This window comes from Listeria tempestatis (genome assembly GCF_963575625.1).
GTDB classification, from domain to species: domain Bacteria; phylum Bacillota; class Bacilli; order Lactobacillales; family Listeriaceae; genus Listeria; species Listeria tempestatis.
This window is the reverse complement of record NZ_CAUYTK010000003.1, coordinates 226155-239044: the sequence shown is the minus strand read 5'-3', so window position 1 is coordinate 239044 and position 12890 is coordinate 226155. Positions and strand designations below refer to the sequence as shown.

Annotated in this window: 7 protein-coding genes; 3 read left to right on the top strand and 4 right to left on the bottom strand. The window is 40.8% G+C overall.

Going from position 1 to position 12890, the window contains the following annotated elements:
- Nucleotide 1: 1 nt before the first annotated feature.
- Nucleotides 2-1216 (bottom strand): argininosuccinate synthase, encoded by a 1215-nt coding sequence (locus R8923_RS06055; RefSeq protein WP_485871862.1) that lies wholly within the window; start codon nucleotides 1214-1216, stop codon nucleotides 2-4.
- A gap of 190 nt (nucleotides 1217-1406) precedes the next feature.
- Between R8923_RS06055 and R8923_RS06050 the strand changes: the two genes are divergently transcribed.
- Together R8923_RS06050 and nifJ are read left to right on the top strand one after the other, a co-directional pair.
- Nucleotides 1407-2450 (top strand): alpha/beta hydrolase fold domain-containing protein, encoded by a 1044-nt coding sequence (locus R8923_RS06050; RefSeq protein WP_485871861.1) that lies wholly within the window; start codon nucleotides 1407-1409, stop codon nucleotides 2448-2450.
- A gap of 147 nt (nucleotides 2451-2597) precedes the next feature.
- A complete protein-coding gene (gene nifJ, locus R8923_RS06045) occupies nucleotides 2598-6305 on the top strand; it encodes a pyruvate:ferredoxin (flavodoxin) oxidoreductase (protein WP_485871860.1) in 3708 nt (1235 codons plus the stop codon).
- A gap of 113 nt (nucleotides 6306-6418) precedes the next feature.
- Here the strand turns inward: nifJ and R8923_RS06040 are convergent, their stop codons facing one another.
- Nucleotides 6419-6985 (bottom strand): GNAT family N-acetyltransferase, encoded by a 567-nt coding sequence (locus tag R8923_RS06040; RefSeq protein WP_485871859.1) that lies wholly within the window; start codon nucleotides 6983-6985, stop codon nucleotides 6419-6421.
- 140 nt (nucleotides 6986-7125) lie between these two features.
- Between R8923_RS06040 and R8923_RS06035 the strand changes: the two genes are divergently transcribed.
- Nucleotides 7126-9489, top strand: a complete 2364-nt coding sequence (locus R8923_RS06035) for a cation-translocating P-type ATPase (protein ID WP_485871858.1) — start codon at nucleotides 7126-7128, stop codon at nucleotides 9487-9489.
- Nucleotides 9490-9719: 230 nt separating this feature from the next.
- Here the strand turns inward: R8923_RS06035 and R8923_RS06030 are convergent, their stop codons facing one another.
- The gene (locus R8923_RS06030) at nucleotides 9720-11684 is read right to left on the bottom strand and encodes a fructose-1,6-bisphosphatase (RefSeq protein ID WP_485871857.1); all 1965 of its coding nucleotides are present in this window, start codon (nucleotides 11682-11684) and stop codon (nucleotides 9720-9722) included.
- A gap of 96 nt (nucleotides 11685-11780) precedes the next feature.
- Nucleotides 11781-12833: a GGDEF domain-containing protein gene (locus R8923_RS06025; RefSeq protein WP_485871856.1), complete on the bottom strand. Its 1053-nt coding sequence runs from the start codon at nucleotides 12831-12833 to the stop codon at nucleotides 11781-11783.
- Nucleotides 12834-12890: the final 57 nt, after the last annotated feature.

Here is a 12890-nt window from a genome sequence, read left to right as displayed (position 1 = left end):
GTTACACCTCGCTTATCGCCGTTTTTTGTGCATTAATCTCAGCGTTCACTTTAGTTGGCAGACCAAACAGCTTAATAAAACCAACTGCAGCCTCCTGATCAAAAGTATCTGCCGAGGTATACGTGGCCAAGTTTTCATCATAAAGGGAATTAGGTGATTTTCTTCCTTCCACAATCGCGTGCCCTTTGAAAAGTTTTAGGCGGACAACGCCGTTAACATACTGCTGTGTCGTTTTTAGGAAGCTGATAAGTGCTTCAGTGAGTGGCGAATACCAAAGGCCGTTATATATGGTCTCGCTGATTTTTTGCTCAATAAGCGGTTTGAAGTGCGCCATTTCGCGAACAAAAGTCAAATCTTCAAGCGCTTTATGCGCGGCAATAAGTGTCTCGGCACCCGGGCATTCATATACTTCACGCGATTTGATGCCAACGAGACGATTTTCGATATGATCGATACGTCCAATGCCGTGTTTACCTGCAAGTTTATTCAGCGTAAGAATTAAATCCGCAAGTCCCATCTCTTCATCGTTTAACGCGATTGGAACGCCAGAAATAAATGCAATCTCAATGAATTCTGGCGTATCTGGCGTATCTTCAAGCGCGGCAGTTAAATCATACGCCTCCTCAGGTGGCGCGGCCCAAGGGTTTTCTAAGATGCCGCATTCATTGCTTCTGCCCCATAAATTTTGGTCTACAGAGAACGGGTTGTCTAAATCAATTGGAATTGGAATACCATTTTCTTTTGCATAGGCAATTTCTTCTTCGCGCGACCATTTCCAGTCACGAACGGGCGCGACTACTTTTAAATGCGGCGCTAGCGCATGGATAGCAACTTCAAAGCGGACTTGGTCATTGCCTTTGCCCGTACAGCCGTGTGCGATAGCCGTGGCACCTTCTTTTTCGGCAATCTCAACGAGTTTTTTCGCAATTAAAGGTCTTGAAAGTGCCGAAACAAGCGGATATTTTCCTTCGTAATAAGCATGAGCTTGAAGCGCTACTAAAGCAAAATCTTCGGCAAACTCATCTTTTGCATCGACCGTGTAAGATGCGGAGGCTCCAACTTCTAAAGCCTTTTCTTTAATAAAATCAAGGTTTTTCCCTTCCCCGACGTCTAAACAGCAAGCAATGACATCATAATTAGAATGAACGAGCCACTTAATTGCAACAGATGTGTCTAAACCACCAGAATAAGCCAAAATAATTTTTTCCTTCACCATGTTAACAACCCCTTAAATTTATAAATATACATTTAATTTAATATATATTAACATCAATAAACTATTTTGGCAATAAAAATTTATTTTTATTCATTTTTATGTTTAAAAATCCACATTGCGTTATAATTGGTTAACAGAAATAAAACTGATATACTTAGTACGTAAGTTACTGATAAGGAGATGAGCGCAATTGAAAAATACGTTAAAATGGGTGGGTATCCTTCTTTTTGGAATCATTTTATTGCCACTACTAGCTGTTTTGTTTATTTATAAAAAAGCGGTTGGTAAGCGGGATTATGATCCAAATGTTTTGGATAATCTAGAAGAGGCTGCGCAGGAGTATGTGAAGAAAAAGGCGCCACTTTCTGATGTGGATTCTCGTTATAAATACATGCGCCTAGCTGAAAAAGCAATTCCAGCAGCAAAACAAATTGAAATTGGGGACACAGAAGATAAGAAAATTGATGGTCCAGCTGGCAAAATTCCACTACGAATTTATACGCCGCAAGAAGAAGGTCCATATGATATTATTATTTACTTCCACGGTGGTGGATTTATTACGGGTGGACTTCAAACGCATGATACAATTGCACGTAAACTTGTTCAAAAAACAGGTGCACGCGTTGTATCTGTCGATTACCGTTTGGCGCCTGAAAATCCTTTCCCAGCAGCCATTGAAGATGCTTATGCCACACTACTTTGGGCAGCAAGTCATAGAACTAGTTTGCGAAATAAAACGGACCAACTAATTGTTGCCGGTGATAGTACCGGTGCCAATATCGCGGCGGTTGTAGCCCAGCTCGCTAAAGCGAAAGGACAGCCAGAAATCAGCAAGCAAATTTTACTTTATCCGGCTACGGATATCTTTAGTCGTGATGCTTCTGTTTTATACCCATCCATGGATGAATTTAGCGAGGGGTATGTACTTACGAAAGAATCGCTTGATAAGTATTTTAAACTATACTTACGGAATGCAACGGACCGGAAATACGATCCGCTTGTAGCGCCAATTCGGAGCAAAGATTTAAGTGGCTTACCGAAAACGTTCCTTGTGACAGCCGAGTATGATCCACTTCGTGACCAAGGCGAGGCGTATGCAGAAAAATTAAAAGATGCTGGCGTTCCTGTCTATGCGAAACGTCTTGAAAAAGTTCCGCACGATTTCATGAATACAGAAACGGCTGCGGCAGAAGAAACATATGAATTAATTCAAGAATTTTTGGATGAAAAATAAAAATTAAAGCACGACCTGCGAAGTATTGCGGGTCGTGCTTTTTATTTTTACAAAAACAGGTAAAAATGCCAATTGAGCCTCGAGCTAAACTGGTGTAAAATAATATGATAAAGTTTGAACAAAAAATTAGAGACTGGAAGTGCAATCATGCGAAAACAAAAAACAATGGACGGGAACACGGCTGCGGCATATGTTTCCTATGCCTTTACAGAAGTTGCCGCAATCTATCCAATCACACCAAGTTCGACAATGGCAGAGCTCGTGGATGAGTGGTCGTCTGCTGGTAAGAAAAATTTGTTTGGGGAAAAAGTTAAGGTTGTTGAAATGCAATCAGAAGCAGGGGCAGCTGGAACGGTACATGGTTCACTACGCGCAGGGGCTTTAACAAGTACGTATACAGCCTCGCAAGGGCTGTTACTTATGATTCCAAACATGTATAAAATAGCTGGTGAACTATTGCCAACCGTTTTTCATGTTTCCGCACGAACTATTTCTGCCGCATCGCTAAACATTTTTGGGGACCATAGTGATGTAATGGCAGCGAGACAAACTGGATTTGTTATGCTTGCAGAAGGTTCAGTTCAGGAAGTCATGGATTTATCGGCAGTCGCACACCTAGCTACATTAAAAGGCCGGCTACCATTTATGAATTTTTTCGACGGCTTTCGAACGAGCCATGAACTTCAAAAAATCAACGTACTTGAATACGAAGAGCTAAGAGCACTTTTGGACGAAAGTTCCCTCGCCGAATTTCGTGAACGAGCCATGTCGCCCAATCGTCCTACAACGTCTGGATCCAACCAGAATCCAGATATATTTTTCCAACAACGTGAAACCGTCAATCAGTATTATGAAAAAATTCCAACCATCGTACGCGAGTATATGAACGAAATTAACAGCTTACGTGGCACAAACTATGATTTAGTTAATTATTACGGAGACGAAGAAGCAACTGATATTATCGTAGCAATGGGCTCTGTAACGCCAGTTGTGGAGCAAGTTATCGATCAAATGATGCGAGAAGGAAAGAAAGTCGGACTACTGAATATTCGCCTGTATCGTCCGTTCCCAGTAGATGTTTTTTTAGAGAAAATGCCAAAAACAGTGGAACGTGTCGCAGTGCTTGACAGAACAAAGGAGCCAGGCGCTTCTGGTGAGCCACTTTTATTAGATGTTCAAAGTGCGCTTTATGATGCCAAAACGCGGCCGCTTGTCATTGGTGGGCGTTACGGTTTAGGTTCAAAAGATGTTACCCCAGACCAGATACTGGGCGTTTATTCGCACCTAAAAAGTGCATCGCCAAAAGCGCGCTTTACAATTGGAATCTTAGATGATGTGACGCATTTGTCGCTACCAGCAATTGGAACGAAGGATTTGACGAACGAAAATACATTCCAATGTAAATTTTTTGGCTTTGGTTCTGATGGTACAGTTGGGGCGAATAAAGCAGCTATTAAAATCATCGGTGACAAGACAGATTTAAACGTGCAAGGTTATTTTTCTTACGACTCGAAAAAATCGGGTGGGTTAACCATTTCGCATCTTCGGTTTGGTGAAAATAAGATTCGCTCAGCATATTTAATTTCGAAGCCAAATTTTGTTTCCTGCTCATCAGCGTCTTACGTAAGCCAGTACGACCTACTTGATGGTCTAAAACCAGGCGGCACTTTCTTACTTAATACGGTTTGGGAAGGTGAACAACTTGAAAAGCATTTGCCTGCCAAAATGAAACGTTACATGGCGGAAAATGATATTCAATTTTATACGATAAATGCTATTAAAATAGCGGCGAATGCCGGGCTTGGACGTCGTATGAATACGGTCATGCAAACAGCTTTCTTTAAGCTGACCAATATTTTGCCTTTTGAAGAGGCTTTCAGCGAACTAAAAGAATCTGCCATTCGCACCTACGGAAAAAAAGATATGGCGGTTGCAGAAAAAAATATTTGTGCCATGAGTGACACGCTTACGCATTTAACCAAAGTAGAAGTTCCTGCGTCTTGGAAGGCGGCTTCTGAGGATGCGGTGCCTGAATATGCTGATAAACCGGCTTACGTGAAGCACATTTTAGAACCCGTAAACCGCCTAGAGGGCGATTCGCTCTCGGTTGGTACGCTCATTGCAAATGGTATGGTGGACGGTAGTTACCCGCAAGGTACAGCGGCTTACGAGAAACGTGGTGTGGCGCTTGAAGTGCCCGAATGGGTCTCTGAAAACTGCACGATGTGTAATGAATGTGCCTTCGTTTGTCCACATGCGGCTATCCGTCCAGTTCTCGTGAATGATGCTGAAAAAGATGCGGCTCCGGCTGGATTTTTGACGCGTGAGATGCGCGGGAAAGACGGGTTAAATTACCGTATTCAAGTGTCACCAATGGATTGTACAGGCTGCAATTTATGTGCACATGCTTGTCCCGCAAAAGATAAAGCGCTTGTTATGAAGCCGTTTGAAGAAATGACTGAAAAAGAAGCAAGCAATTGGGATTTTGCGATGACAGTCACGCCGAAGAAAAATCCTGGCAAAAAAGAAACATTACCTGGTAGCCAGTTTGAACAGCCACTTCTTGAATTTTCTGGCGCTTGTGCGGGTTGTGGTGAAACGCCATATGTGAAGCTTCTGACGCAATTATTTGGCGATAGAATGATGATTGCAAACGCAACTGGCTGTTCATCCATTTGGGGGGCATCTGCACCTGCAACACCGTATACGGTAAATGCTGACGGACATGGTCCTGCTTGGGCCAATTCACTTCTTGAAGATAATGCGGAATACGGTTTTGGGATGCACCTTGCGAACAAGACGATGCGGGAGGCCCTCGCACACGACGTTGACGGAGTCCTAAAACAAAATACGCTTTCCGAAAATCTTCGTTTTGCGCTCACGGAATGGCGGGACGGTATGCAGGAAAGCGAAGGGACTCGGGAACGTGCGGAAAATCTGCAACTGGCTCTTCTCGCAGAAATGAATGGTCATGCAGAACTTGAGTCGCTATACTCGAAACGCGATTTATTCCTAAAAAGGTCGCAGTGGATGGTTGGTGGCGACGGTTGGGCGTATGATATTGGCTTTGGAGGTATCGACCATGTACTTGCATCTGGTGAAAATGTGAACATGCTCGTAATGGATAATGAAGTTTACTCGAACACGGGTGGGCAGTCATCTAAGGCGACCCCGATGTCGGCTCTTGCGAAGTTTGCAAGTTCTGGGAAGCGGATGGGGAAAAAGGACCTCGGTTTTATGGCGATGAGTTACGGTAATGTTTATGTGGCTCAAGTGGCTATGGGGGCAAACAAAAAGCAACTCATCAAAGCGTTTCTTGAAGCGGAGCAATTTGATGGTCCATCGCTAATTATCGCCTACACACCTTGCATCACGCACGGGATTTCAGCAGGTATGAAAACCATGTTAACGGAAACAGATATGGCAGTTTCATGCGGTTACTGGAATTTATATCGCTACAATCCAGAACTACTTGAAAAAGGAAAGAATCCGATGGTGATGGACTTTAAAAAACCGGATTTTAACCAGTTTTATGACTTTTTAAAACGTGAAACGCGATTTTCGGCACTTTACAAGGCCAATCCAGATACGGCGCTCTCCATCTCAAATGCCACAAAAGAAGATGCGTTACGCCGCTTTAAACGCTATGCAAACATGGCCGGGCTCGATCTTGATAAAATTTTAGGTGAAAAAAATAGTGAAGCAAAGAAAGAAGCAAATGATAGCGAGCGCGAGGCCAGAAAACTTGCACGCGAAGCAGCGCGCGCCAAAAAGCCAATTGACCCAGAGCGTGAGGCTAGACGCTTAGCGAGGGAAGCACGCAAAAAGGCAAAAATGGAGCAAGAGGAGAAATAAAAAAGTTTAGGACGTAATGAGATTTTGTTTTATAAAAAAAGAAAGTAGATAAGCAAAAATCCAGTGAACATGCCATTTTTAAAAATGGAATTCACTGGATTTTTGCTTATTTTTTATTGATGTCCTGAACTCTTTTTTGTCGACACATAAAAAACGAGCGGGATTTTTTCGCCAGATTCGCTAAGGTCGAAATCGTTTAGCTCGTTGTTTTGCACAAAATGGAGGCGTTCTAAAAGGCGAATGCTAGCGGTATTGTTTGGGTTTGTGACGGCGTATAATTGTTTGAAACGAATGACATTGAATGCATAATTCATTACAACTGTTAAAACCTCAGTCATGATTTTCTGCTTCCAAAATGCGGGCAGAAGTTCATAACCGACATCTGCTGTTTCTTCGTCTACGTTAATATTCCATAAACAGATAGTTCCTAAAAAGTTGTGCGTGTTTTTATCTTCAATCACCCAATAAACAGATTTATTTTGCGCGATAGAGGTGTTTATTTTTTTTATAAAAGTTCTCGTGTCCTCTAAAGATTTGTCGAGCGGTAGACCAGTATATTTCGCAACCTGAGCACTGCTTTTCAGCTCAAAAAGAGGCTGTAAATCGGCATCTGTTAAAGCCCGTAAAATAAAACGCTCTGTAAGTAAAACGGGGAATGGATTAAAATAAATTGAATTCATATTTTCATCTCCTGCTTCTAATTAGTTAAAATATACCCTAAAAAAAGTGTTTTAGTTATAAGTTTGTCACAATTTAGAAGTATAATAAATGGATAGATTACCTTCTTTCTGATATTTTTAAATTAGAAAAGGGTATAAGATTGAGAAAGGATGTGATGGATTTGGAAACAAGTAAGCAAGCAAACCATAGAAAAGTAGATCCTCACGCCGGGTTAACTCTAAACGAAGTGAATGAGCGCGTTTTAGACGGACGGAAAAATCATCCACTAAAACCGATGACAAGAAGCATTAAACGTATTTTTGCTGATAACACACTGACGCTTTTCAATTTAATCAATGTAACCCTCGCGTGCTTTATTATTTATACAGGCAGCTATAAAAATTTGCTATTTTTAGGCGTTGCGCTCTGTAATACAGCGATGGGGGTTTTTCAAGAAATTCGGGCTAAAAGACAAGTTGATAAACTAACGATTTTGACACAGGCCAAAGTAAAAGTAGTACGTAGTGGCGTGGAGAATCTCATCGAGCAACCAGATTTAGTAGAAGACGATGTTATGGTGCTCACGGCAGGCGACCAAGTTTGTGCCGACGGAATTGTGCTCGAAACGACTGGTCTTGAGGTAGATGAATCACAACTTACCGGCGAGGCCGACCCCGTTCGGAAAATCGAATCTGATGAAATCATGTCTGGGAGCTTCATCATTAGTGGACGCGCGTATGTGCAGGCGACGGCAATTGGTGAGGAAAGCTTCATCTCCAAATTGTCACTGGAAGCAAAACAAGAAAAAACAGTTTATAGTGAATTGCTTCGTTCCATCAAAACCATTATTAAAATTTTAACATTCATTATTATTCCGCTAGGACTAATTTTGTTTTTCTCACAACTCTCAAAAAGTGGCGATATTAATGCCTCTATTTTAGGCACAGCAGCAGCCATGATTGGCATGATTCCGGAAGGTCTTGTTCTTTTGACCTCCATTGCGCTCGCAGTTGGCGTCATCAATTTGGCAAAGCACCGCGTCTTAGTGAAAACAATGCCTGCGATTGAGACCCTTGCACGCGTGGACGTTCTTTGCCTCGATAAAACCGGGACCATTACAAACGGAAACTTGAACGTAACGGATGTTTTACCTGAGCAAAGTTATACAGTAGCAGAAATGGACGAAGCAATTGCTGCAATTGTCTATGCTTTAAATGATAATAACGCGACAAGCCTCGCTCTAAAAAAAGCTTTCCCAAACAATCCGGGCTGGCAAGCCACAGAGAAAATTCCGTTTTCCTCTGATAGAAAATGGAGTGGTGCGGCATTTGGAAATCGCGGTGTATACATCATCGGAGCGCCAGAATTTGTTTTTCGGAACATGCATCCAAAACATGCTGAAAAAGTTAACGCTTTTGCAGAAAAAGGATACCGCGTTTTATGCCTCGCTAAACGAGCGGGAAGTCTACAGGCGGAACCTACTGATTTGCAACTTGTCGGCCATGTTTTAGTGGCTGATGAACTAAGAAATGAAGCGCGCGATACATTTCGCTATTTTAAGGAACAGGGCGTTTCAATTCGCGTAATTTCAGGAGACAATCCTGTCACAGTTTCAAACGTTGCTATGCAAGCAGAAATTGAAAATGGCGATCGCTTTATCGATATGAGCCGAGTAGGCGAAGGGGCGGACTTTTTGGAGCTTGTGCGGGAATTTACTGTTTTTGGACGGGTGACGCCGCATCAGAAGAAACAGCTCATCTTAGCTTTCCAAAGTGAAGGGCATACAGTGGCCATGACTGGTGACGGCGTAAATGATGTGCTTGCACTTAAAGAATCGAATTGTAGTATCGCGATGGCAGAAGGAAGCGATGCGACAACAAGTGTCGCCGATTTTGTCCTACTAGATAATAATTTTGATTCCATGATTCACGTGCTAAAAGAAGGGCGCCGAGTGATTAATAATATTGAACGAGTGGCCTCCCTTTACTTAATTAAAACGATTTATTCTGTTATTTTGACCATCATTTTTACGTTCGTAAATAGCAAATATCCATTTCAACCCATTCAGCTTAGTCCGATTTCATCGTTAACTGTTGGCATACCATCATTTTTCTTAGCAATTAAGCCAAACTATAAACGCATTCAAGGCGAATTTTTAAAGAAAGTATTGCATAATGCTTTTCCTGCTGCATTTGCAGTCGTCACATATATTATCGTAACCATGCTTCTCGGGCAACTTGTCCACCTTACTTTCGAGCAAACATCAACAATTAATGTCCTCTTAACAGGTGCTGTATGTTTCACGACGTTAATTACCGTTGCAAAACCATTTGATTTTAAAATCAAAGTATTAATTACACTGTTAATGACAGCCTTTGTTTTGCTGTTCTTATTTGCAGGGAAGTTCTTTGCCCTTGCGCCAATCTGGAATGTAAGCATGGCAATGATTTATGTACCACTACTCGTTAGTGTATATCCATATTTCCATTTTATTCGTGCGTTTATGCTACGATTTTTTAAATAAAAAACGCGTCCGGAAAAAGACGCGTTTTTTGTTTACCTAAAATCTGTGGGTATTTTAGGTAAAAAGGGATGTATGAATAGATAATCTTTTATAAAAAGGACTAACTACTCTTATCATTATAATAGATTTTTCAAAAGTTGCACCTAAAATTTTTGTGATTTACAGCACGAAAGTCTGCAAAGCATTGATAGTATTAGGTTTCTGAAATTGTGAAAGTTTTATGACAAAATTTAAAAAGTGCTTTGTTCGTGTAAATGGCCTTTACGATAGGCTTCTAAAAGATATTTTAAATCAGCCGCTTGTTGTTTTAATTCTTTTCCAATATCTGTATCTGAAACACGTTTTCGCTTCGTCTCCGTTTCAATAACTTTGCGGGTGGATAAAATATCTGTTTCTTTTCGAATGGCATCTTCTGTCGTTGTAAATGGCTGATGGCGCACCAGTTGTAAGCCGTAGCTATTATATAAAAGTGTGTAACCTGCTAGTCCCGTTGTTTTATGATAAGCTTTTGAAAACCCGCCATCAATGACGAGCATTTTCCCGTTTCCTTTAATCGGGCTCTCACCACGCCCTTCTTTAACAGGTGTATGCCCGTTAATAATGTGTCCTGATTCAGCGTCAAGCCCAAATTCATGCAAAATTTGTTTACAAATTGCTTCGTCATCGCGCTTTTTATAATAGGGATTTTTTTCCTCTAGATGTGTATTTTTATCCGCTACAAAATAACGTTCAAATGTTGTCATTTCACTTTTGCCAAACAAAGAAGAAGCCGCCCCAGTCCATAAATACCAAACCACATCTAACGCATATTCTTTTTCTTTATGATGAAAAGGGAGGAAGTAAGCTTCACGCGCTAAATGTTCAAATTGGACGAACAAGTCTTTTCCGGCGTATTTTTTTCCCTTAAGAGTGAGGGCCATAAAGCTCCCATCTTTTTCAAGTGGAATACAGCCGTGATAGAGCAGGTTGCCATTATAGGTTAAAAACATGCTGCCCTTCGCATATAAAAACTGCACGTGCGCCGCTAAACGTTCGCAGTTACGAAACGAACTAGTAAGCTTCCGAATAACATCTTGCTCCGCTTCCGTTAGTGAATACGGATTTTTCACATCAATTGTCGGAAAATGGCTGTCTAAAAGGGGATATTCCTTACCTTTTAAGCGAACAGTCCCACTGTCAAAATCAATCAACTCCAAAATTCGCCTAGATTCCATTGCAAACTCAGGATGCCGTGCGATAATCGGTCCTTCAAGTTTGAACTGAATGATGGAAATGGCCTTATGCATCCTAGCAATTTGTGCAATTTCAGCATGACTGAATTCATTTCCATCCTCATTTTTAGGTTGAAATGCCGTGCAAGGATCATCACCATACATCTCATCAGCAAATAAAGCGAGCGGACGAAGCGAAATCCCGTAACTATCCTCTAAAATATCTAAATTTAAGTAACGCGCTGAAATCCTAACCACGTTAGCCAAGCAAACCTCTGAACCAGATGCCGCCCCCATCCAAAGTACATCATGATTGCCCCACTGGAAATCAAGCGAATGATAATCCATGAGTGCATCCAAAATTTTATCCGGATAAGGTCCGCGGTCATAAACATCACCCACTACATGCAAGTGATCTACAACAAGGCGCTGAATGAGTTTAGAGAGTGCTTGAATAAAATCCTTCGCCCGGTCTAGCGCAATTATACTTTGAATGATTTCCGCATAATAAAGCTCCTTATCAGCCCCGTCATAATTTTCATGCAACAATTCTTCTAATATGTAAGCAAAATCAGCAGGCATGGCTTTTCGCACTTTCGACCGAGTGTACTTGGAAGACACATATTGACACAGTTCAATTAACTTAAAGAGCGTCTCTTTGTAGAAAAAATTAGGGTTTTCCTCTTCTGCTAAAAGCAAATCTAATTTCTGTTCAGGGTAATAAACAAGAGTCGCAAGCCGTCCAGTTTCCTCCTCTGAAAGATCAGGAAATACATCGTGGATTTTTCGTTTGATGACCCCTGAACCATTTCGTAACACCTGTAAGAACGCGCTATATTCCCCGTGAATATCACTTAAAAAATGCTCAGTCCCTTTCGGTAAATTCAAAATGGCTTCTAAATTAATGATTTCTGTGGCAGTTTTTGCAATGGTCGGATAGCTTTTTGCGAGTAAATGTAAATATTTTAAATTAGCCGTTTCCAAAAACATCAACCTCCAAAAAATTGGTATATATAATAATGTTGTCATTATATCTTTAAATGCAATTTATATCAATGAATTGGATTTGATTGGTATATATCAAAATTTATTCGCTTTGTCTTCATATAAAGCTTTATCTGCCAGGCGGTAAAGTTTTTCCTCAGAATTAGCCTCATAAGAATTCACATACCCAACAGAAGTTGAAAAATGAATAAACTCCTCATTGGGCAGCTCAACTTGAATGGTAGCCATCTCTTTTTTTAGCAGTCTTGATGCGCTGTCAGGGTTAAACGGAGAACGACTTACGACGATTATCGCAAATTCATCACCACCGAGTCGGTAGCAATGCCCGGGATAAAGTTCGTAAAGCTTCTCCGCGAATAGTTTTAATGCTAAGTCGCCAATATCATGACCATACACATCATTAATTTTCTTAAAGTGATTAATATCAAGCAAAAATAAATAGAATTTTTCGTGCCCCAAAAGGCTTTCTAGTTTCGTTGTAAACATGTAACGGTTCTCAATTTTCGTTAAAAAATCAATTTTTGACGTGCGTTCAAAAAAATTCATTTTCTTGCCGAGCGTTGTAAGATCCGTGACAATATAGAAATATGTAAAAACACCGAGTAAAATATAAATCATAATTTCAATAATTACTTGAAAACTAATTTGTGGCGCAATTAGTAACCCACTGATAATTAAAGGAATGATTGTGATCGAGAAAATAACATAAAGCTGTACCAAATTGCTCTTTTTTCGTATGTAAGGGGCTACAATTAGTTGAGCGATACCTATGGCAAGGTAAACGAACATGAAGATTGTAGCAATCTCGCTTTCCCCAAAGAGGAGACGTTCAAAAGCAATGAAGGTAGCTGTTAAAAAAGAGGATACACCGCCGAAATAATAGGCGTTTAGCAAAATAAGCACCCAAATTAAGTTTAGCGTTCTGGAGCCTTCTACGACGATGGAAAAATTCATGAGAATAAAGCCAAAAATTCCTCCGAAAAGGCTAGAAATAATGCGGATAGACCATGTTGGCGTACTCTCAAATTGGAATTTCATAAGGCGCGCAAGTAAAAAATAAGCAAATACGACTACAGATACATTGGCAAAAGCATAGCTCGCAACTTTAGAAAAATTCCAAAAATCCATTTTACCACCTCCACATCTTCATCTTAGGGGAGTTATATTTTTACGTCAATTGAAGTG